Here is a 23,283-nt window from a genome sequence, read left to right on the forward strand (position 1 = left end):
TTTGATTATCCCTGAGCATAACCCCATACCTCGAATGAAGTACCCATTAGTTTCCGGCGGGGGGGCAGGACGATGAAAGCGATGCAGGTTTTATTTTCAATGCATTGATTTTAATTGATTTAATTTTTAATTGTGGCGTACCCCTAAGGGGATGAGGGCGCTATTTGCGGCGCCAACTACTTGCATTCGGGTTGATATACATCAACTTTGCCGCCGGGGCTGCCCCCTAGGGTGTGCGGAATGATCCCCCGTGTCTGAGGTTTTTATGTCGCAACTTGCAACGCCTTCATCAAAGAAAACCGGTGCGCTGATTCAGGACTGGCGTCCTGAAGACAGCGCCTTTTGGCAGCAGCGTGGCCATCGTATCGCCACCCGCAACCTGTGGATTTCCATTCCCTGTCTGCTGCTGGCCTTCTGCGTCTGGATGCTGTTCAGCGCCGTCGCGGTCAACCTGAACAAGGTGGGCTTCAATTTCACCACCGACCAGCTGTTCCTCCTGACGGCGCTGCCGTCGGTTTCGGGCGCCATTTTACGCGTGCCGTATTCATTCGTGATCCCGCTGTTTGGCGGCCGCCGCTGGACCGCCATCAGCACCTGTTTCCTGCTGGTGCCGTGCCTGTGGTTGGGATTCGCGGTACAGGACAGCAGCACGCCGTACAGCGTGTTCGTCATCATTTCCCTGCTGTGTGGCTTCGCCGGAGCCAACTTTGCCTCCAGCATGGCCAACATCAGCTTCTTCTTCCCGAAAGCGCGTCAGGGCGGTGCGTTGGGGCTTAATGGCGGGTTGGGAAATCTGGGCGTCAGCGTTATGCAGCTGGTCGCGCCGCTGGCGATCTCTTTCAGCCTGTTCGGCCTGTTTGGCGGCACGGCGCAAAATCAGGCCGAGGGAGGCCAGCTGTGGCTGGAAAACGCCGCCTGGATCTGGGTGCCGTTCCTGCTGGTGGCCACGCTGGCGGCCTGGTTCGGCATGAACGATCTGGCGGCGGCCAAGGCATCGTTACGTCAGCAACTGCCGGTGCTCAAGCGCGGGCATTTGTGGATGCTGAGTTTGCTGTACCTCGCGACCTTCGGATCTTTCATCGGTTTCTCCGCCGGCTTCGCCATGCTGTCGAAGACGCAGTTCCCGGACGTGGTGATCCTGCATTACGCGTTCTTCGGGCCGTTCCTTGGGGCGCTGGCGCGACCGGTTGGCGGTGCGCTGTCTGACCGCTTCGGCGGCGTGCGGGTGACGTTGATCAACTTTGTGGTTATGGCCGTTTTCGCCGCGCTGTTGTTCCTGACCTTGCCGAGTGCGGGGGAGGGCGGTTCGTTCATCGCCTTCTACGGCATCTTTATGGTGCTGTTCCTCACCGCGGGGCTGGGCAGCGGCTCGACTTTCCAAATGATTGCCGTCATTTTCCGTAAAATCACTGTCGATCGCGTCAAAGCGGCCGGCGGCAGCGATGAAAGCGCGCAGCGTGAAGCGGTGACGGATTCTGCCGCCGCATTAGGCTTTATCTCGGCGATTGGCGCGGCCGGCGGTTTCTTCATTCCCCAGGCGTTCGGCACTTCGCTGGCGATGACCGGTTCGCCGGCGGGGGCGATGAAAGTGTTCCTGGTGTTTTATATCCTGTGCGTGGTGATCACCTGGGCGGTGTATGGCCGCAAGAAAAAGGCCTGAGTATCAAACGGCTTTCTCTATCCCTTCCCGACAGGGGAGGGATATTTCGTTCATTCCGAGTCATCTCTCCTCTCCTCCTCAGTGAAATTTTCTGTCTTTAGGTAAAATTCTCATCCCCGATTACCGTTTTTTTCTTTTTTTATAGCACTATCTCTCAATGTCAGAATGCTTTCGCGTAAACGGATTATATTATTTGCACGGTTTTTTCTTTTTATTGAGAGTATTCCTGCATTAAATCATTAATGCCTTTCCCGCAGGTTAAATGAAATTTCCGGGAGGGTGAGGCATAATTAGTGCGATTGTTATAAGATCATCTATAGGGTTTTGTCTTAGATGCTGCGCCCATCCACTGGAATGAACACTGGGGTTAAATCAGACAACTCTCATTCTGTTTTTTCCGGCTTTTTGTAGTCTATCTGGCAATCAGATTAGGTGGAAAAACAGGATGAATTCACGTGGCGGAATGAAATTTCACAATTTTATTCGATTAACAATCAAACAACACTGCTGGCTTTTTCTTTTAAAATCAATGAGGTGCTAGTTTGAATTTTACGGTAATCATGAAAGAAATCCATGTTGCCAACAGGGAAAAAGAGTCGTTTGGATAAACATAACATCCTTAATCAGGCCTAATGTAAAAAATGAAATCAGAAAATTTTTATAAAAGCCAATATCCAATGGATGCAACCTGTTGAGTTTACATTTAATTTCTTGAACATTTTTTGATATTTCTATACAAAGTGTGCAGGACAGGCACGCTAAGGAAATTAAAAGTGAATCTTGATAAAAGAATAAAGATTAGGAATCTCGATGTTCTGACTCCTGCCGGGGAGAAATTCCGTCTGCGTTGGAAGGAGTATCAAATTCTTTCGCTGCTTGTCGCCAGATCACCAGAACTGGTTACCCGAACGGAAATTATAGAGAATATCTGGAAAGGAACGTATTGTTCAGATTCAACCATAAATCAAACAATTAAATCTATTCGTCAGAAAATTAGCGACGCGGAACATACGCTTATCAGAACCATTCCTCGTTTGGGTTACAAGGTGGAAAATCAAGCCGTTTTTCACTTTATATCCGAAGATGAGGACTACGCTGACGACGATATATTAAATGACGGCAATGATATTGGCGCTGATATTCAAGCGGAACTTTCCGAAAATGAAAGTGAATCGCCTGAAATCAACGAAGAGAAAATAGATAAGCCGCGTAAATCGCCCCTTGTTGCTGCGCCTGTCGCAACGATGGAATCAGCCAAAGCACCGGTGCAGGAAAAGAAGCCGGCGGCAGTGCGTCGCTTTTTCAGCATGCCTGCCAGCCGCGTAGTGAAATACCTGACGGTATTCGCTTCGTTGCTGGTTATTTCACATTTTTCATATGTGCTCGGTAACCAAACTCGCCCGCCGGTGATCAATGATATTCAGAACAACACGCGCGTTGTGTTGACGCTGACGCTGAATAATCCCCATACCAACAGCCCGCAAACCCTGTTCTGCCTGTACCAGGGCGAGAGCATGGATCAGGCGACCATCGAATGCGTCGACCCTAAGCAAGGGCAGCTTAAATTGCCGGTAAAATATGAGACTTCTTCTACGCCGGGTAAAGGTCGGATTAATCTCATATTGCCGAATAAAACCTTGCAATATCAAGTTGCTTACGATGTTAAAAATTAACGCTGAATGAGGTTTTATCTTTAGCGATAATTTTACATTTGATGAAATCTTTTATTTCATTATTTGTTATTTGAAAGCCAGGTTCGATTTGTCCAGTCTGGAACTCATTACCTAACGCATATTAGCGCCCTGTTTCCATTGCGGTGACAGGAATAATGAGAAACCTGCTGAGTGACAAATTATGGATAAGCGTAAAGTAGCTATTATCGGGGGTTCCGGTTTTATCGGAACACGCCTGGCGAAACGTCTCAGTGAGCGCGACGACCTGACGTTGGTCATCGTTGACAAGCAACCCAGCGCACATTTTCCGGCGCTCTATCAGTATGGCGATGTGACGCAGCCCCAGACCTTGCAAGAACCGCTGGCGGGCTGTGATGCCATCATTAATCTGGCGGCGGAACATCAGGACAATGTCGATCCTATTTCGCTCTATTATCAGGTCAATGTCGAAGGCGCACGCCATGTCTGCATGACCGCCTCCGCATTGAATATTCGCCAAATCATTTTCACCTCCTCGGTTGCCGTTTACGGGTTCGTTGAACAGGAAACCGATGAAGGGGGGCGTTTCGAGCCCTTCAACCATTACGGCAAATCCAAGCTCGAAGCGGAATATGTTTATGAAGCCTGGCGCAAGGCGGATAGCGCAAACAAATTGACCATCATCCGCCCGACGGTGGTTTTCGGGGAAGGCAACCGCGGCAACGTGTATAACCTGTTCCGCCAGATCGCCAGCGGCCGATTCGTGATGATTGGCAGCGGTAATAATATGAAGTCGATGGCCTACGTTGAAAATATTGCCGCGCGGCTGGAACATGCGCTGGATCAACAGTCAACGTATCAGGTCAGCAACTACGTCGATAAACCGGACTTTACGATGAATCAGTTGGTCGACGTTATTTCCTCTTCGCTGGGCAGAGAAAATAAGACGATTCGCATTCCCTATGCCGTAGGCATATGCGGCGCAACCGCCTTGGATGTTGTCAGTAAAATAAGTCGCAAAAAATTCCCAATCAGCCGCGTAAGAGTGCAGAAATTCTGCGCCAGAACGCAATTTAAAAGTAGTGTGCGGAATAATTTCGTGGCGCCGGTAGAACTTGATTCGGCAATCGAAAGAACCATTAAGCATGAGTTTTCTGAGAGATAACTTAACCGCACGCTGGCGTTATTTACCTATTTCCGCCGACAAGCGGATAAATCTGCATTTTTCAGGATTAATTCATGCTGACTTATATCCTGGCAGGATCAATTTTGTTTTTGTTAATAGCGCATTGGGAGCTGTAACTCAAGGGCGGTAGCGTGCTTATTCGCTGGAGGAACGATGTTATATCAACTGAGCGTGATATTTGTGCTGGCGGTCGCCTGGGTGCTTATTGCCCGTCGGGCCGCTTTGGTGGTGGGGTTGGTGGATAAGCCCAATGCGCGCAAGCAACATCTGGGGCATATTCCGCTGGTCGGCGGCATCGCCGTGTACCTGACGCTGACGCTGATGACGCTGTGGCAACCCGCCTGGCTGCCCGACAGCGCCGTCTATCTGTTGTGCGTCACGGCGCTGGTGGTGTTGGGCGTACTGGATGACCGCTTTGATCTGCCCGTGGCGCCGCGCGTCATGGTGCAGGGAGGGATCGCGCTGGCGATGATGCTGGCGGCAGGGATGCAGCTTTCCTCGCTGGGCTATGTCTGGGGCCATCAGGAAGTGATGCTCGGTTATGGCGCGCTGCTGCTTACGCCGCTGGCGGTCTGGGGGGCGATCAACGCCTACAACATGGTCGATGGCATCGATGGGCAGCTGGGCGCCTTGTCCTGCGTCACCTTCGTGGCGTTGGCCATCCTGTTCGGATTGGGCGGCCGGGAAGACCTGGCGCTGTGGTGTCTGGGTCTGATCGTCGCGCTGGCGGCTTATCTGCTGTTTAACCTGAGCCTGTTCGGTGCGCGCAACAAGATCTTTATGGGAGACGCCGGCAGCATGGTGATCGGCTTCAGCGTGCTGTGGCTGGTGTTGCTGGCGACGCAGGGGCCGCAGTCGGTGATGCGCCCGGTCACCGCGCTGTGGTTGATCGCCATTCCCCTGATGGACATGGTGACCGTGATGGTGCGCCGCCTGTTGCGCCGCCAAAGCCCCTTCAAAGCGGGCCGCGATCACTTACACCATATTTTGATGCGCCGCGGGCTCAATGCGCGCCAGGCGCTGGCAATGAGCACCATGCTGGCGGTGACGCTGGCCTGCGTCGGCATTTGCAGCGAAGTGTTGAAGCTGCAGGAAAGCCTGATGCTGGTGGCGTTTCTGCTCTGTTTCTGCGGTTATTTCGCCATGCTGCGTGAACCGCGCCAGGCAACGGTACTCCGCGACAACCCCAGCGTTGGCCGATAATCCTCTCACGGGCTGCGGCAGCAGCCCGTCTATCACGGTACCTCCATGAATCTTCATTTGGCCCTTTTGATGCCGTTGGTCTGCACCTCCGCGCTGTTGAGCGGTTGTACGGTGGTCCCCGGCTCGCATTTACCGACCAGTGGAAAAGCCATCGTCGTGCAGCAGGACGACGATTTCGATTTGAATAACCAGGTACAGGTCTATCGCATGTCGCCGATGCTGCTGCAGAAAATGCGGCGCGTAGAACCGGTCGCCCGGCCGAACCCGGCGCTGGATCAGCGGTTGCAGAGTTATCAATACCGCATCGGCGTCGGCGACGTGTTGAACGTCACGGTTTGGGATCACCCCGAGTTGACCACGCCGGCCGGGCAGTACCGCAGCGCCAGCGACACCGGCAACTGGGTGCATGCGGATGGCACGATCTTTTATCCCTATATCGGGCGCGTGGCGGTGGTGGGCAAGACCGTCACCGAAGTGCGCAGCCTGATTGCCGGCCGTCTGGCGCAGTATGTGGAAAGCCCGCAGGTGGACGTCAGCATCGCCGCTTTCCGCTCGCAGAAGGCTTACGTGACCGGCGAAGTGAAAACCTCCGGCCAACAGGCGATCACCAACGTGCCGTTGACCATCCTGGACGCGATCAACGCTGCCGGCGGCCTGACGGACAACGCCGACTGGCGCAACGTGGTGCTGACCCATCAGGGCAAGGAGCGGGCTATCTCGCTGCAGGCGCTGATGCAGCGCGGCGACATCAGCCAGAACGCGCTGCTGCAGCCGGGCGACATCCTCTACATCCCGCGCAATGACGAACTGAAAGTGTTCGTGATGGGCGAGGTGGGTAAGCAAGCGACGCTGAAGATGGATCGCAGCGGCATGACCCTGACTGAAGCCCTCGGATCTTCCGAAGGGATCAGCCAGACGGTGGCGGATGCGACCGGGGTATTCGTGATCCGGCCGAGCGGCGGTAAAACGCCGCAGCGGCTGGCGACGCTGTATCAGTTCGATCTCTCCGATGCCAGCGCGCTGGCGATGGGCGCTGAATTTCAGCTGGAACCTTACGACGTCGTGTACGTCACTGCGGCGCCGGTCGCGCGCTGGAACCGTTTGATCAGCCAGCTGGTGCCGACCATCAGCAGCTTTAACGATCTCAGCGAGGCTACCTTGCGCGTGCGCAACTGGTAACTCCGCAGGGTGAATAAGGAACAGAAGATGAAAAACAATGCGCTGTCCGTGATGGTGGCCGAACAAGATGAAAAGCTGGAGTGGGAGCGCCTGATCGGGCCGCTGTGGGATAACCGTTGGCGGATCGCCGCCGTGACCGGTTTGGCCGGCGTGCTGGGTGTTGCCTACGCCCTGCTGGCCACCCCGGTATACCAGGCCACGGCGGTGGTGCAGGTGGAGAAGCAGCTGTCCGGCGATTCGCTGCTGCGTGAAACGCTGGACAGCTCGATGGGGCAAAGTTCGGCGACGGAGGATGAGGTGACGCTGGTCAAGTCACGCTACGTGCTGGGCAAAACGGTGGACGCCCTCGGTCTGACGGTGCGCGTCAGCCCAGACTATTTCCCGGTGTTCGGCAAAGGCTTTGCCCGGCTGAGCGGCGAAAAGCCGCCGGTCCTGGACATTGCCACGCTGACGACGCCGGAGGACATGCTGGACGAAACGCTGACGCTGACGGTGCGCGACGGACAGCATTACGAATTGAGCCATGACGGCGACAAACTGTTCAGCGGTGTGGTCGGGCAGCCGGTGGCGCAGGGCGGTTGGAACATGACCGTCTCGGCGCTGGACGCGGCGCCGGGCGCCAGCTTTACCGTGGTCAAAGTCGCGCGTCAAAAAGCGGTGGACGATCTGCGTAAATACCTGGACGTGGTGCCGGGTGGCAAGGACAGCGGCATCATGACCTTTACGCTGCCGAGCGAAGATCCGCAGAATGCCGAGGCGATGCTGAAGAACATCACCGACAACTATCTGCAGCAGAACGTGGATCGCAAAACGGAAGAGACGCAGCGTATGCTGGCGTTCCTGCAAGAGCAGCTGCCGCAAACGCAAACCTCATTGAACAACGCCGAAACTCAGCTCAATCAATTCCGCCAGCAAAACGACTCGGTGGATCTGTCGCTGGAAGCCAAATCGGTGCTGGATACTCAGGTGCAGCTTGAGGCCCAGCTCAACGAGCTGACCTTCAAGGAAGCGGAGATCTCCAAGCTCTATACCCGTGTACACCCGGCTTACCGGGCGCTGCTGGAAAAGCGCGCCACGCTGGAGGCGGAAAAGGCGCGGCTGGGTAAACAGGTGCAGACGCTGCCGAAAATGCAGCAGGAGATCCTGCGCCTCACCCGCGACGTGCAGGTGGATCAACAGGTTTACATGCAGCTGATGAACAAGCAGCAGGAGCTGAGCATCAGCAAGGCCGGCACGGTGGGCAACGTTCGCATCATCGACGAGGCGGAAACCGCTATCCGACCGATCAAGCCGCAAAAGGCGTTGATCGTGCTGCTGGCGCTGCTGCTGGGCGCGGCGGGCGCCGCCTCGGTCGTGCTGTTGCGCGCGGCTTTCCATCGTGGCATCAATGATATCGACACCCTGGAGAGACGGGGCATCAACGTCTACGCCACCGTGCCGCTGTCGCCGTGGCAGGTGAAGCGCAACCGCGAACAGCGTCATTTGCTGCCTAAATCCGGCGGCCGGCGCTTGCCGATCCTGGCGGTGGCCGAACCGACGGATCTGTCGGTGGAAGCGATCCGCAGCCTGCGCACCAGCCTGCATTTCGCCATGATGGAGGCCAAGAACAACATTCTGATGGTCTCCGGTGCCAGCCCGGAAAGCGGCAAGAGCTTTACCAGTACCAACCTGGCGGTGGTGGTGGCGCAGGCCGGGCAGCGGGTGCTGTTGATCGACGCCGATATGCGCAAAGGCTTCCTGCACCGCTGGCTGGCGGATGACGGGCATCAGGGCCTGTCCGATCTGCTGGTGGGCAACGTGATGGCGGAACAGGCGGTGCGGAAAACCGCCATCGCCAATCTGGACTTCGTGCCGCGCGGCCAGGTGCCGCCGAACCCGTCCGAACTGTTGATGCATCGCCGTTTCGCCGATTTTCTGCGCTGGGCCGGGCAAAACTACGATCTGGTGCTGATCGATACGCCGCCGATTCTGGCGGTGACGGATGCGGCGATCGTCGGCAATCACGCCGGCACCTCGCTGCTGGTGGTGCGTTTTGAGGTCAACACCGTCAAGCAGATCGAAACCAGCATGCGCCGTTTCGAACAGAATGGGGTGGGGATCAAGGGCGTGATCCTCAACGGCATGGTGAAGAAGGCGTCAACCGACATGAGCTACTACAACTTCGCCTACCCAAGCCATCGGGAAGATAGCCCGCAGGCAGGGGAATAAGCGGGTGAAGGCCATTATCACCAATGCCCTGTGGCTGATGCTCGAACGCGTTTCGCTCAGCCTGTCCGGCATCTTCGTCTCCATTTACGTTGCGCGCTATCTGGGGCCCGCGCAGTTTGGCGCGCTCAACTATCTGTTGGCGACGATTGCCATCGTGGTGCCACTGGTACAGTTGGGCGCCGACAGCATCATTTTCAACCGCGTCGCCCGCCGACAACCAAGCGGCATTCGCCTGATGCTGGCGTCAATACGCCTGCGCCGTTGGCTGTTCCTGGCGGTGACGCTGCCGATACTGACATGGAGCTATTTCAGCCAATCGCCCGCCAGCCAACTGATGACGCTGTTGCTGCTTGTCAGCGCCTATTTCTCGATTCAGGACGTGTACAAGATTTATTACGATGCCCGCCTGCAGTCGAAACGCAATACGCTGATCAACAACCTGGCGCTGCTGCTGTCGATCGGGCTGCGGCTGGCGCTGGTGAGCGCCGCGCTGCCGCTGGTGTGGTTCGCGGTGCCCTACATCCTCAGCAGCGCCGTCCCTTACCTGGCGCGCCTCTGGTTATTCCGTGGCGAAGCTGCGGCCTCGCCGCGGGTTACGCCGCGCCAGGCCGGGCGCTATGGCCGTTATTTGCTCAAGGTGGGCCTGCCGCTGGCCATCTCCAGCCTGTCGATAGTGATCTATACCCGCATCGATCAAATCATGCTGGGCAATCTGGTCGGCGAGCAGGCGGTAGGCTGGTTCAGTGCCGCCACCACCCTCAGCCAAGGCTGGGTGTTCGTGCCGATGGCGCTGATCACCTCGTTGATGCCGGGCATTGCCAGCTGTCGCGATCCGTTGGAGCAGGAATACCGTATCCGGGTGCTTTATCTGGTGGTCTTGGGCCTGTCGTTGCCGGTGTTGCTGGGCCTGTGGTGGTTCGCCCACCCGGCCATTGCGCTGCTGTACGGTGCCGCTTTCCAACCGGCCGCCAGCATCCTGGCCATTTGTACGCTGACCTCGCTGTTCTCGGTCATGGGGACGGTTTCGTACCGCAGCATCGTACTGTTCGCCGGCTATCGCTTTATCGCCATCAAGATGCCGTTGGTGGCCGTGGCGAACGTGGTGATGAATCTGCTGCTGATCCCGCGCTACGGCCTGATCGGTGCGGCGGTGTCTACGCTGCTGGCGGAATTCATTTCGTTCTTCGTGCTGAACAGTTTATTCCGTGGCGGAAAAATTACCCGACTGCAGCTGACCTGTTTTTACTGCTTGCCGCGTCTTGTCAGCAAATTAAGGAGAGAACATGTTAAACATCCTGGTTAAAAACATTTCCAAACGCCTGCCCGATGCCTGGCACCATCAGGTTAAATACGCGCTCTATTTCAAGAAGCTGCCGCACCTGTCAAAACCGACCGGCTTCAGCGAAAAGATCATGCGTCGCAAAATTTATCCGCGCAGCATCTACACCACCTTGTCGGACAAGTTCAAGGTACGTGAATTTATCGCCGGTCTGTGGGGCGAGGAGTATCTGGTGGAGCTGTATGCGCATGGCACTGAGCTCAGCTACGACATGTTCAGGCAATTGCCCAACGCCTTCGTGCTGAAGGCCAACCATGGCAGCGGTTATAACCGGTTGGTGTTCGACAAGCAGCAGGTGAGCTACGCGGAGTTGTACGATCTCAGCAACGCGTGGATGCGCAGCAACTTTTACGAGCAGAGTCGCGAAAAGCATTATCTGGATATCGAACCCTGCATCATGGTGGAGCGCCTGTTGCTGGATGGCGAGCAGGTGCCGAACGATATCAAGTTTCATTGTTTTAACGACAATCATGAAATTCGCATGTTCATCCAGGTGGACTATCAGCGTTTCGGCACTCATCGGCGCGATATTTTCGATATCGACTGGAACCGCACCGAAATCCGTATCAGCTTGCCGAATGCCGACGAACCGATGCCGCGCCCTACGCGGCTGGACGAAATGACGCGTTTGGCTCGCCAGACAGCGCAGCAGTTCTCTTATGTCCGCGTGGATTTCTACCAGGTCGGCGAGAAGGTGTATTTCGGTGAGTTGACGTTTACGCCTGGCGCGGGGTTAAGCAAGCTGATGCCGAAAAACATTGAGCAGGAATGGGGCAGTTATTTTACTGAGTAAACACTTATGCAAAGAGTCGCCTCCAATTTTCAAATGCATGCCAACGCCGGTTATAATCAGTCGCGGGATTTAGTCAATCAATCCATCGTATTGACCTTTCTGCTGATGTTTTTCGTGAAAACCTTCCTGACCTCGGGATCGTTCAACAGCGAGCTGATTAATAAAACCGTGATGGGGCTTAATGGCCTGATGTTGCTCTATGTCGGTTATGCATTTTTTATCGCTACGCTGGCGGAAAAAGCGGTTGCGGTTTTTTTGGCTCTGTTGTTTCTGGTTAATATTGCCACCGGGCATGGGGATTATCTGTTTGGCGCGGTATTCAGCACGGCCGTGATCATTTTATTTCGCCGCATAGACATGGGACGTGGCGCTGAAATGTTTGCCATCGCCTTTGTGGTGGCAGGGTTGCTGATGGTCATTCCCTATAGCTTTTACACCAATGGGTTTGTTTATCTTGATGAACGTTACGGCAACAGATTAACGCTGGGTTTCGATAACCCGAATACCCTGGCGTATTATTCTTTTGCCTTGTTCGCCACGCTGCTGTGCCTGATCGACCATGCGAAACTAATGCGTGGAATGAAAAATATCGCGTCGTTGGCGGTGTCGGCGTTAATTCTCCCGGTGCTGATGTATTCCTATTCTCGCACCTGTTTTATGCTGGCGTTGTTGATGTTATTGCTGTTTTGGCTGGCGCCGCTGCTGCGTGTCGCCCCCAATAGAAAAGTCTGCATCGTGCTGACGTTGGTTATTGTCGGCTTTCAATTCGCCAGCGTTATGCTCTGGGGCAGCAATCCGGCATTGGATGTCCTCTTGAACCAGGCGTTGACCGGGCGAGTCTGGTTCTCCTGGCAGATGTTTCAGGCGGTGGGGCTACCCAACCCGCTGTTCGGCATGAATATAGAACCTTATAAACCCGTCGATTTCTTCTTCATTGCCATGTTTTATTCGGCCGGTGGCCTCGCCTCTGTCGTCATGCTTTTCTGTTATTTTCACCTGTTGGGTAACATGCGCAAGCTGAGTCGGTTCATGCGCTGGGTGGTGGTGGTTTTCCTGTTAACAACGTTGACGGAAACCTATTTTTTGGTCCCGGTATTTAACGTGTCGTTATTGTTGCTTTGCCGTGGAAAAGAAATGATAAATTCTAAATTAGAGGGTTAAGAAATGGATTTCTCGATCGTGATCCCTATTTACAATAGTGCACGCTATCTGCCTAAAACTCTGAAGCGGGTTTTTAACGCTTGCCAGGGGTTCGACTATCAGGTGATTTTGGTTGATGATTGCTCTGACGAGGATGATATTAAATATATTCGCCAGATAGCAGCAACCAATAGCAATGTGATGCTGCACGAGAAAAAAAAGAAGAGCAATGCGGCGGTATCGCGTAACTTAGGCATCAAGTTGGCGCAATCGGAGATCGTGTTTTTTCTCGATTCCGATGATTACTTCACAACCAACTATATTATCCGCCGTATGAATAAACATGAAGATCGCCATATTGATATTATCTTCGGTAACTATGCGGAGGTGAGCGGCGATTCGGTACGTGACTTCAACTTCCACTACAAATCCGGTTCTTCCGGCGAAGATTTTCTTTTTCTGGAAATGGGCGATATTCGTTCATCCACCATCAGCATACGTAAAAAAAGCGATCGCCGCTTTTTATTTCCCGAGTTCCTCAATAAGCATCAGGATTGGGGCTTTTTGGTCAATGCCACCAATTTGGGCGCGCATGTGGCGCACGACGCCGGCGGAGGGGTGTTTCTCGACGTAGGGCGCTACGGGCGCATGACGGCGAAGCTTAATCTGGAGGCCAGCGATCGCTTTATCAATACCTTCCTCAGCCCCAGCGATCGCCATATCAGCGGATTCGCCTGCAAGCACCTGCTGGCCTCGCTGTATTCGGAGAACGCCCAGGCGTTCAATTATTACTCGTCGCGCATCGTGCGGCGCAGCCTGAGCGGCAAGTTCAAGATGATCAAATGGTATGGCGATTGTCTGGCGCGGTTGGGGTTGTTCTCGGTTGGCGGCCGGCTGCTGCGCAATGTGCGCCAGGGATTCAGGAGATGATATGCAACCACGCAAGGTAATCATCGTTATCGAAAATATAGCGGGCAAGGGCGGAACTGAACGGGTCGCCAGCGGTTTGGCCAATGCGCTGGCGCGTCTGCCGGGCTACGAGGTGGCGCTGTTTTCGCTGTTTGGCGAGCGGAGCTTCTTTCCGCTGGCGAACGACGTCCGGCTGCGCTGCGGCGGCGGCGATTCGCTGTTCTGGCCATGGCGGCTGGCGATGGCCCTGCGGCGTGAACGCGCGGATGTGATCATTACCGTTTCCATGGGGAAACTGTCGGTGGTGATGACGCCTTTTCTGCGTTTGTTCTGTGCCCGCAGCCGGCTGCTGTTGAGTGAACACGTCAGCTTTCACCAGTACCCGCGCGTATTTAAGTGGTTGAAGTTGCTGGTTTACCGGCTGTGTGACCGCGTGATTTTCCTGACGCGGCAAGATAGCGACGCCATCGCTCGCTGGGTGGGGGCCGGAAAATGCCGGGTGATCGAGAACGTTTCACCGTTCGGCACGCAGGCGCCGACACCGACGCTGCAGAAAAAAGTGGCGCTGGCGGTGGGGCGATTGAGCAATCAGAAAGGCTTCGATCGTCTGATCGCGTTGTGGCGAGGAGTGGCGGCGCAGGCGCCGGATTGGCGGCTGCTGATTATTGGCGACGGTCCGGAGCGCGACGCATTGCGGCGGCAGATTGAAGACGCCGGGTTGGAGCGGCAGGTGAACCTGCTGCCGGCCACCGCCGACGTGGCGGCCTATTATCGCCAAGCCAGCCTGTATCTGATGACTTCTCGCTATGAAGGGTTGCCGATGGTGCTGATCGAAGCCATGAGTTTCGGCCTGCCGCTGGTGGCCTACGACTGCAAGACCGGCCCGGCCGAGTTGATAGACGATGGCGTCAACGGCTATCTGGTGCCCGATGACGACGCCGCCGCCTTCAGCGAAGGGGTGATCAAACTGATGCTCGATCCGGGTTTGCGCGAGCACTTTTCTCTCGCCGCGTTAGAGAAGTCCCGTCGTTTTTCTCCCGAACGTATTTATCCCGAGTGGCAACAGCTCACCGAGTGAGGACAGAATGGAAAAGATATCCGTGATAATGCCGGCCTACAATGCGGCGCACTCTATTAAAGAGTCGATTCTAGGCGTGCTGAATCAGCGATTTACCGATTATCACCTGTATGTGATCGATGATGCGTCCACCGACGATACTGCTGAGGTGGTGCGGCCGTTTATCCACGATCGCCTCACCTACATACGCAATGAGCATAACCAGGGCGTGGCGGAAACGCGCAACATCGGCATTGAGGCGGCGAAGGGCGACTATATCGCCTTCTGCGACAGCGATGACGTATGGCTCCCCAACAAGCTGTCGCGCCAGGCGAGCATTTTGCAAACCCGCCGCTACGACGTGGTGTGTTCCCATTATTACACCTTCGAAGACGACCTGAAGTTGATCAAAAACACCCGGGGTGCGGATGAGCTTATTGGCTATCAGGACATGTTGAAAAGCAACTGGATCGGCAATCTCACCGGCATCTACAACCAGAAGCGCATCGGTAAGGTGTATCAGCAAAAAGTGGGTCATGAGGACTATTTGATGTGGCTGGCGGTGCTGCAGAAGGCGCGTAACGGCCTGGCCTACTGCATTCCCGAACCGCTGGCCTGTTACCGATTGTCTACCCATTCGCTGTCGGGCAACAAAATCCGCGCCGCGGACTGGCAATGGCGGATTTACCGTCAGCATTTGGGGCTGTCTTACCAGAAATCCTGCTATCTGTTCGCCACTTATCTGTTCAACGCCGTGGTGAAAAGGAAATGACCATGAAGGGGATGTATCAGATGGCGGCTCTGGGCTGTTGCGCCTGGTGGAGCGCTTCGGCTCTGGCGCAAAGCTGCCAACCCAATCTGTTGGCCAACCCCGGCTTTGAGCAGGGGCTTAGCGGCTGGCGTGCGCAGGGCGCACAGGCCGACGGCGATGCACACAGCGGCCGTGGCAGTCTGCGTTATGACAATGCAGATGCCGCGCAGTACCGCACCTTCAGTCAGATGCTGCGGGTTGCGCCCGGGCAGACGATCGATTTCGGCGTCTGGCTCAAGACCCATGGCGTACGCGGGCAAAGCCGCGACGGCGGTGCCGGGGTTTATCTGCAGAGCTTCGATGCGCAGGGGCGCTTTCTGGAAGGCAGCTATCCGGCAGGGGTGACCGGCGACAGCGGCTGGCGGCAGGTGAGCGCCAGCTATACCGTGCCGCCGCAGGCGGCGCGAGTCACTTTTGGCGTCTATCTGCGCAAGGGGAGCACCGGTACCGCCTGGTTTGACGACGCCTATGCGTGTGCTCGAGCGTCTACGCCGGCGTTGTATCAGCTCGGCGCGTCGGCGCAGGGGAAGGTCGACACGCTGTTGGTCACTCCGCAGCCGCAGCGTTTGCAAGTCGACAGCGAATTGCTCAATGCTGAGGGGCAGGTTGTTCACCGTAGCCGCGACCGTTATCAGGTTGAAGGGCAGCGCCGGATCGAATACCCACTGCCGACCGGCCTGGCCCAGGGGGAATACCGCCTGCGTCAGCAGGTCACCGGGCAGCAATCCCAGTCGGCACAGGGCAGCGAGCTGTCTTTTCGCGTCGGGCAGCCTGCGGCCAAAGTGGCGATCGACAGCGAAGGCTTTACCGTACGCGGTGGTCAACGGCTTTTCCCGTTGGGTATTTACGCCAACGTGGCTACCGATGAGCATTTGGCGCGCATCGCATCGGCGGGATTCAACACGGTGCTGAATTATGATTATGGGGAGAAGAAAGATCCTTACGCCTTTTTCCGCAACGCACGCCAGCGCGGGCTGCTGGTGATTTACTCCGTCAAAGATCAGTACCGCGGCAGCCGCTTCGCGCCGCCCGCGCGCGGTGGCGATTACGCGGCGCTGACGGCCTGGTACGTGCAGCGCTTGCGCTCTCAGCCCAACCTGCTCGCCTGGTATATCAACGATGAGCTGGGGCCGGAATATCTCGATAAGATCGAGGAAAAAAACCTGCAAATAAAGCAGCTTGACGGCGATCACCCCACCTTCCAGGTGTTGAACAAAACCGGGGAGTTGGACGCTCACTTCAACAGCAGCGACATTTTGGCGACCGACCCATACCCGGTGGGGAACGATAGCGATCTGACGCGCACCACGCGTTATACCGAACTCACGGTGCAGGCCGCCCGCCAGTCGCGCGGGGCCTGGGTGGTGATGCAAATCATGGATCACGCCGCTTATGACGCCCGCCGTAAGCCACATCCGCCGTCAGAGGCGGAAATCCGCAACCAGGCCTGGCAGGCGTTGATCGGCGGCGCCAAGGGGCTGTTGTTTTATTCCTATACCGATCTGTTTTACAAGCGCAAAACCGGCCGCTTCGACCAACGGGAGTTTGACGCCACCTGGCGCGGTGTGGCTGCCGTGTCGCAGCAAATCGCCGCTTTCACCCCTTATCTGCTGACGGGAAAATCGACGCCGCTGGCGGGAAGCGATCCGCAAATGCCGGCGCGGATGTTTATTCTGGGCGATCGCGCCTTGCTGCTGGTAGCCAATCCTTACTATCGAGAGGGAAGCACCCGGTTGCGCCTTCCGGCGGGCTGGCGGCAGCAGGATGGGGGGGCGGAGATCGCGCTGGCGTTGCCCGCCGTGGGCACCGCGACGCTGTGGCTCCAGCGCTGAATGCGTCGAGTGAACGTCACGCGGGAGGTCTCTCCCGCGTCCTACCCCCAAATACCCCGCCTTGCCTCCCTTCCGCCAGTCTTTGTCATGACAGTCTATTTTATTCATTTAAATTCAACCGATTAACATCACCTCCCACACCTATACTTTGGTGGTATTTCTCACCCGATACGCGCGTCGCCTCCCGCTTTCTCTTGATCGCAATCAATTTGCTGCCGGTTGGCCGTCAGTAGGCTGGCGGCAGATTGAGCATGTCTTCTTATAACGACAAGAGCCTTCAGGAGCATTCCGGATGAGCAAATTTTTAGACCGTTTCCGCTATTTCAAGCAGTTGGCGGAGCCTTTTTCTGGCGAGCACGGCCAGACCTTGAACACCAACCGCGACTGGGAAGACGGCTATCGCAGCCGTTGGCAGCACGACAAAGTGGTGCGTTCCACCCACGGCGTGAACTGTACCGGTTCCTGCAGTTGGAAGATCTACGTGAAGAATGGCCTAGTGACCTGGGAAACCCAGCAAACCGACTACCCGCGCACCCGGCCCGATCTGCCCAACCATGAACCGCGCGGCTGCCCGCGCGGCGCCAGCTACTCCTGGTACCTGTACAGCGCCAACCGGCTGAAATACCCGCTGATGCGCAAGCGTCTGCTCAAGCTGTGGCGCGAGGCGAAAGCGCAGCACAGCGATCCGGTCGCGGCCTGGGGCTCTATCGTCGGCGATGCGGAAAAAGCCAAAAGCTACAAGGTGGCGCGCGGCCGCGGCGGCTTCGTCCGCTCCAGCTGGCAGGAGGTCAATGAACTGATCGCCGCCGCCAACGTCTATACCGCCAAAACCTTCGGTCCGGACCGTATCATCGGCTTCTCGCCGATCCCGGCGATGTCGATGGTGTCCTACGCCGCCGGCGCCCGCTACCTGTCGCTGATCGGCGGTGCCTGCCTGAGCTTCTACGACTGGTATTGCGATCTGCCGCCGGCCTCGCCGATGACCTGGGGCGAGCAGACCGACGTGCCGGAATCCGCCGACTGGTACAACTCCTCCTACATTATCGCCTGGGGCTCCAACGTGCCGCAGACGCGCACCCCGGACGCCCACTTCTTTACCGAAGTGCGTTACAAGGGCACCAAAACCGTGGCGGTGACGCCGGACTACGCTGAAGTCGCCAAGCTGTGCGACCACTGGCTGAATCCGAAGCAGGGCACCGACAGCGCGATGGCGCTGGCGATGGGCCACGTGATGCTGAAAGAGTTCCATCTCGATCGCGAAGTCGGCTACTTCCGCGACTACGTGCGCCGCTATACCGATATGCCGATGCTGGTGCTGCTGGAAGCGCGTGAAGGCGGCCATTACGCCGCCGGCCGCCTGCTGCGCGCCGCCGATCTGGTGGGCGGGCTGGGCCAGGAAAACAACCCCGAGTGGAAAACCGTCGCTATCGACAGCCGCAGCGGCGATCTGGTGGCGCCGCAGGGCTCCATCGGCTTCCGCTGGGGCGAGAAGGGCAAGTGGAACCTGGAACAGCGCGAGGGCAAGTCGCAACAGGAAATCGAGCTGCAGCTCAGCCTGTTGGGCATGCATGACGACGTGGCCGAGGTGGGCTTCCCGTACTTCGGCGGCGCGGACAGCGAGCATTTCAACAGCGTGGCGCTGGACGAGATCCTGCTGCACAAGCTGCCGGTGAAACGCCTGCAGCTGGCGGACGGCAGCGAAGCGCTGGTGACCAGCGTGTATGACCTGCAGCTTGCCAATTACGGTTTGGAACGCGGGCTGGGCGACGCCAACTGCGCCGCCGACTATGACGAGGTCAAGGCCTACAGCCCGGCCTGGGCCGAGCAGATCACCGGCGTGTCGCGTCACAACATCATTCGCATTGCCCGCGAGTTCGCGGAAAACGCCGAGAAGACCCACGGCCGTTCGATGATCATCGTCGGCGCCGGCGTCAACCACTGGTACCACATGGACATGACCTACCGCGGCCTGATCAATATGCTGATCTTCTGCGGTTGCGTCGGCCAGAGCGGCGGCGGCTGGGCGCACTACGTCGGCCAGGAAAAACTGCGGCCGCAAACCGGCTGGCTGCCGCTGGCGTTCGGCCTCGACTGGCAGCGCCCGCCGCGCCACATGAACAGCACCTCGTTCTTCTACAACCATTCCAGCCAATGGCGCTATGAAACCGTCGGCACCGACGAGCTGCTGTCGCCGCTGGCGGACAAGTCGCGCTTCGGCGGCAGCCTGATCGACTTCAACGTGCGCGCCGAGCGCATGGGCTGGCTGCCGTCGGCGCCGCAGCTGGGCACCAACCCGCTGCGCCTGGCGGAGCAGGCCCGTGCGGCCGGTCAGTCGCCGGTCGAGTTCACCGTCGATAGCCTGAAAAACGGCACGCTGGGCTTCGCCGCCGAGCAGCCGGACAATCCGCAGAACTTCCCGCGCAACCTGTTTGTCTGGCGCTCCAACCTGCTGGGCTCCTCCGGCAAGGGCCATGAGTACATGCTCAAATACCTGTTGGGCACCGAAAACGGCATTCAGGGGAAAGATCTCGGCCAGCAGGGCGGCGTGAAGCCGCAGGAAGTGGAATGGCGCGAGCAGGGCGGCGAAGGCAAGCTGGATCTGGTGGTGACGCTCGATTTCCGCATGTCGAGCACCTGCCTGTACTCCGACGTGGTGCTGCCGACCGCCACCTGGTACGAAAAAGACGACATGAACACCTCCGACATGCACCCGTTCATCCATCCGCTGTCGGCGGCGGTCGATCCGGCCTGGGATTCGAAGAGCGACTGGGAGATCTACAAGGGCATCGCCAAGGCCTTCTCCGAGGTGTGCGTCGGCCATCTGGGTCAGGAAACCGACGTGGTGACCCTGCCTATCCAGCACGATTCCGCCGCCGAACTGGCGCAGCCTTACGGCGTGCAGGACTGGAAGAAAGGCGAGTGCGATCTGATCCCGGGCAAAACTGCGCCGCACATCATCGCGGTTGAACGCGATTACCCGGCCACCTACGAGCGCTTCACCTCGCTGGGGCCGCTGCTGGACAAACTGGGCAACGGCGGCAAGGGCATCAGCTGGAACACCCAAGCCGAGGTCGACTTCCTCAAGCAGCTTAACTACGTCAAGGCCGACGGCCCGGCGGCGGGGCGGCCGAAGATTGAGAGCGCAATAGACGCGGCGGAAGTGATCCTGTCGCTGGCGCCGGAAACCAACGGCCAGGTGGCGGTAAAAGCCTGGGAGGCGCTGAGCAACGTCACCGGCCGCGATCACCGGCATCTGGCGCTGAACAAGGAAGACGAGAAAATTCGCTTCCGCGACATTCAGGCGCAGCCGCGCAAAATCATCTCCAGCCCGACCTGGTCCGGTCTGGAAGACGAACACGTTTCCTACAACGCCTGTTACACCAACGTGCACGAGCTGATCCCGTGGCGCACTATCAGCGGCCGTCAACAGCTGTATCAGGACCACGAGTGGATGCGCGCCTTCGGTGAAAGCCTGCTGGTATACCGGCCGCCGATCGACACTCGCGCCGCGCAGCCGTTGCTCAACAGCAAGCCGAACGGCAACAAGGAGAAGGCGCTGAACTTCCTGACGCCGCACCAGAAGTGGGGCATTCACTCCACCTACAGCGACAACCTGTTGATGCTGACGCTGTCGCGCGGCGGCCCGATCGTCTGGCTGAGCGAAGACGACGCCAAAGATCTGGGCATCGCGGACAACGACTGGATCGAGGCCTTCAACGCCAACGGCGCGCTGACGGCGCGCGCGGTGGTCAGCCAGCGTATCCCGGCCGGTATGACCATGATGTACCACGCGCAGGAGCGCATTGTGAATCTGCCGGGTTCGGAGATCACCCGCCAGCGTGGCGGCATCCACAACTCGGTGACCCGCGCCTGTCCGAAGCCGACCCACATGATCGGCGGCTATGCGCAGCTGGCCTACGGCTTCAACTACTACGGCACCGTCGGCTCCAACCGCGACGAGTTCGTGGTGGTGCGCAAGATGAACCGCATTGATTGGTTGGACGACGAAGGCAACGACTACGCGCAGGGCAGTCAGCAGGAGAACAGCAAATGAAAATTCGTTCGCAAGTCGGCATGGTGCTGAATCTGGACAAGTGCATCGGTTGCCACACCTGTTCGGTCACCTGCAAAAACGTCTGGACCAGCCGTGAAGGTATGGAATACGCCTGGTTCAATAACGTGGAAAGCAAGCCCGGCGTCGGGTATCCGCACGCCTGGGAAGATCAGGAAAAATGGAAGGGCGGCTGGATACGTAAAATCAACGGCAAGCTGGAACCGCGCATGGGCAACCGCGTCGGCGTGCTGGCGAAAATCTTCGCCAACCCGGACGTGCCGGCGCTGGACGACTACTACGAGCCGTTCGATTACGACTACCAGCATCTGCATACCGCCAAACAGGGCAAGCACCAGCCGGTGGCTCGCCCGCGCTCGCTGATCACCGGCCAGCGCATGAACAAGATCGAAAGCGGCCCTAACTGGGAGGAGATCCTCGGCGGGGAGTTCGAAAAACGCTCGCAGGACAAGAATTTCGACAACCTGCAGAAGGCGATGTACGGCCAGTTCGAAAACACCTTCATGATGTACCTGCCGCGCCTGTGCGAACACTGCCTCAACCCGGCCTGCGTCGCCACCTGCCCGAGCGGGGCGATCTACAAGCGCGGCGAAGACGGCATTGTGCTGATCGACCAGGACAAGTGCCGCGGCTGGCGCATGTGCCTGACCGGCTGTCCGTACAAGAAAATCTACTTCAACTGGAAGAGCGGCAAGTCCGAGAAGTGCATCTTCTGCTACCCGCGCATCGAAGCCGGGCAGCCGACGGTGTGTTCGGAGACCTGCGTCGGCCGCATTCGCTACCTCGGCGTGCTGCTGTACGATGCCGACCGCATCGAGCAGGCGGCGGCGGTGGAGAATGACAAGGATCTGTACCAGAGCCAGCTCGATATCTTCCTCGATCCGCATGATCCGAAGGTGATTGCTCAGGCGCTGGCGGACGGCGTGCCGCAGGGCGTCATTGAAGCCGCCCAGCAGTCGCCGGTGTACAAAATGGCGATGGACTGGAAGCTGGCGCTGCCGCTGCACCCGGAATACCGCACGCTGCCGATGGTGTGGTACGTGCCGCCGTTGTCGCCGATTCAGTCCGCCGCCGACGCCGGCGAGCTGGCGCACAGCGGCGTGTTGCCGGACGTCGAGAGCCTGCGCATTCCGGTGCAGTATCTGGCGAACCTGCTGACCGTCGGCGATACCGAACCGGTGCTGCTGGCGCTGAAGCGCATGCTGGCGATGCGCCACTACAAGCGGGCGGAAACCGTCGACGGCGTGGTGGACACCAGCGCGCTGGAGCAGGTTGGGTTGAGCGAAGCGCAGGCGCAGGAGATGTACCGCTACCTGGCGATCGCCAACTATGAAGATCGCTTCGTGGTGCCGTCGAGCCACCGCGAGCTGGCGCGCGAAGCCTTCCCGGAAAGCAAAGGCTGCGGTTTCAGCTTCGGCGACGGCTGCCACGGCAGCGACGGCAAGTTCAACCTGTTCAACAGCCGCCGTATCGACGCCATCGACGTGACCGCGAAAACCGCGCGGCCGGAGGATGCCTCATGATCAGCCTGAAAGTGATCGCCCGCCTGCTGGATTACCCGGAGCAGGTCCTGTTTGACCATCAGCAGGCGCTCATCGAAGCGCTGGAGCCGGCCAGCGAGCTGGATCTGCACCACAGCGCGCAGCTGATTCTGTTTATCCGCCGCCTGTGCGCCCGCCCGCTGCTGGACGTGCAGGCCGACTATTGCGAGCTGTTCGATCGCGGCCGCGCCACCTCGCTGCTGCTGTTTGAGCACGTGCACGGCGAGTCGCGCGATCGCGGCCAGGCGATGGTTGACCTGATGGCGCAGTACCGCGCCGCCGGGCTGGAGATCGACAGCCGCGAGCTGCCGGATTTCCTGCCGCTGTATCTGGAGTATCTGGCCAGCCGCAGTGCGGCGCAGGCGCGTGAAGGGCTGCAGGACATCGCGCCAATCCTGGCGCTGCTGGGCGCGCGCCTGCAACAGCGTGAAAGCCCGTATGCGGTGCTGTTCGATCTGCTGCTGGCGCTGTCCGGCAGCGAGGTGCAGGCCCAGACGCTGGAGCCCCAGGTGGCGCAAGAGGCACGTGACGATACGCCGCAGGCGCTGGATGCGGTGTGGGAAGAGGAGCAGGTCAAGTTTCTCGGCGAACAGGGCTGCGCCTCCGCCCAGCAGACGGCGCACCAGCGGCGCTTCGCCGGCGCGGTGGCACCACAGTATCTGGACCTGACGGATGCGTTAACCGGAACCAAAGGACGCTAA

16 protein-coding genes are annotated in these 23,283 nt (G+C 58.0%); all 16 read left to right on the forward strand.

From position 1 onward, the window contains the following. The first annotated feature begins 265 nt into the window (after nt 1-265). The 16 genes from EKL15_RS14165 (at nt 266) to narJ (ending at nt 23,283) form a co-directional block, all read left to right on the forward strand. Entirely contained in the window at nt 266-1,660 is a 1,395-nt protein-coding gene (locus EKL15_RS14165) for a NarK family nitrate/nitrite MFS transporter (RefSeq protein WP_060424071.1), read from the forward strand. Nucleotides 1,661-2,433: 773 nt separating this feature from the next. Next, nucleotides 2,434-3,333: a transcriptional regulator gene (locus EKL15_RS14170; RefSeq protein WP_060424069.1), complete on the forward strand. Its 900-nt coding sequence runs from the start codon at nt 2,434-2,436 to the stop codon at nt 3,331-3,333. 181 nt (nt 3,334-3,514) lie between these two features. Continuing rightward, nucleotides 3,515-4,477 (forward strand): NAD(P)-dependent oxidoreductase, encoded by a 963-nt coding sequence (locus EKL15_RS14175; RefSeq protein WP_060424066.1) that lies wholly within the window; start codon nt 3,515-3,517, stop codon nt 4,475-4,477. 174 nt (nt 4,478-4,651) lie between these two features. Continuing rightward, complete coding sequence (wecA, locus tag EKL15_RS14180) at nt 4,652-5,701, forward strand: UDP-N-acetylglucosamine--undecaprenyl-phosphate N-acetylglucosaminephosphotransferase (protein ID WP_060424063.1); 1,050 nt, start codon at nt 4,652-4,654, stop codon at nt 5,699-5,701. A 45-nt stretch (nt 5,702-5,746) separates the two neighbouring features. Next, nucleotides 5,747-6,880, forward strand: a complete 1,134-nt coding sequence (locus EKL15_RS14185; protein WP_060424060.1) for a polysaccharide export protein — start codon at nt 5,747-5,749, stop codon at nt 6,878-6,880. Between the two features lie 27 nt (nt 6,881-6,907). Then, on the forward strand, nt 6,908-9,088 hold the full coding sequence (locus EKL15_RS14190) for a polysaccharide biosynthesis tyrosine autokinase (protein ID WP_089186089.1): 2,181 nt from the start codon (nt 6,908-6,910) through the stop codon (nt 9,086-9,088). A 4-nt stretch (nt 9,089-9,092) separates the two neighbouring features. Beyond that, the gene (locus tag EKL15_RS14195; RefSeq protein ID WP_038876976.1) at nt 9,093-10,391 is read left to right on the forward strand and encodes a flippase; all 1,299 of its coding nucleotides are present in this window, start codon (nt 9,093-9,095) and stop codon (nt 10,389-10,391) included. After that, on the forward strand, nt 10,372-11,220 hold the full coding sequence (locus EKL15_RS14200) for an ATP-grasp fold amidoligase family protein (protein WP_060440674.1): 849 nt from the start codon (nt 10,372-10,374) through the stop codon (nt 11,218-11,220). The genes EKL15_RS14195 and EKL15_RS14200 overlap by 20 nt, the downstream gene beginning before the upstream one ends. Nucleotides 11,221-11,226: 6 nt before the next feature. Further along, nucleotides 11,227-12,381 carry a hypothetical protein gene (locus EKL15_RS14205; protein ID WP_100395654.1) on the forward strand — a complete coding sequence of 385 codons (1,155 nt, stop codon included), beginning with the start codon at nt 11,227-11,229 and terminating at the stop codon, nt 12,379-12,381. Between the two features lie 3 nt (nt 12,382-12,384). Then, nucleotides 12,385-13,290 carry a glycosyltransferase family A protein gene (locus EKL15_RS14210; RefSeq protein ID WP_038876980.1) on the forward strand — a complete coding sequence of 302 codons (906 nt, stop codon included), beginning with the start codon at nt 12,385-12,387 and terminating at the stop codon, nt 13,288-13,290. 1 nt (nt 13,291) lies between these two features. Then, nucleotides 13,292-14,347: a glycosyltransferase family 4 protein gene (locus EKL15_RS14215; RefSeq protein WP_060424051.1), complete on the forward strand. Its 1,056-nt coding sequence runs from the start codon at nt 13,292-13,294 to the stop codon at nt 14,345-14,347. Nucleotides 14,348-14,354: 7 nt separating this feature from the next. Then, nucleotides 14,355-15,098 (forward strand): glycosyltransferase family 2 protein, encoded by a 744-nt coding sequence (locus tag EKL15_RS14220; protein WP_060424048.1) that lies wholly within the window; start codon nt 14,355-14,357, stop codon nt 15,096-15,098. 11 nt (nt 15,099-15,109) lie between these two features. Then, a complete protein-coding gene (locus EKL15_RS14225) occupies nt 15,110-16,969 on the forward strand; it encodes a carbohydrate binding domain-containing protein (protein ID WP_100395847.1) in 1,860 nt (619 codons plus the stop codon). Between the two features lie 292 nt (nt 16,970-17,261). Beyond that, nucleotides 17,262-21,023 (forward strand): nitrate reductase subunit alpha, encoded by a 3,762-nt coding sequence (locus EKL15_RS14230; RefSeq protein ID WP_203089824.1) that lies wholly within the window; start codon nt 17,262-17,264, stop codon nt 21,021-21,023. Further along, nucleotides 21,020-22,564, forward strand: a complete 1,545-nt coding sequence (gene narH / locus EKL15_RS14235; RefSeq protein WP_100395656.1) for a nitrate reductase subunit beta — start codon at nt 21,020-21,022, stop codon at nt 22,562-22,564. The genes EKL15_RS14230 and narH overlap by 4 nt, the downstream gene beginning before the upstream one ends. Continuing rightward, the gene (gene narJ, locus EKL15_RS14240; RefSeq protein ID WP_060439744.1) at nt 22,561-23,283 is read left to right on the forward strand and encodes a nitrate reductase molybdenum cofactor assembly chaperone; all 723 of its coding nucleotides are present in this window, start codon (nt 22,561-22,563) and stop codon (nt 23,281-23,283) included. Before narH ends, narJ begins: the two co-directional genes overlap by 4 nt.

It is taken from the genome of Serratia sp. 4542 (genome assembly GCF_016805595.1).
Lineage (GTDB): Bacteria > Pseudomonadota > Gammaproteobacteria > Enterobacterales > Enterobacteriaceae > Serratia > Serratia nevei.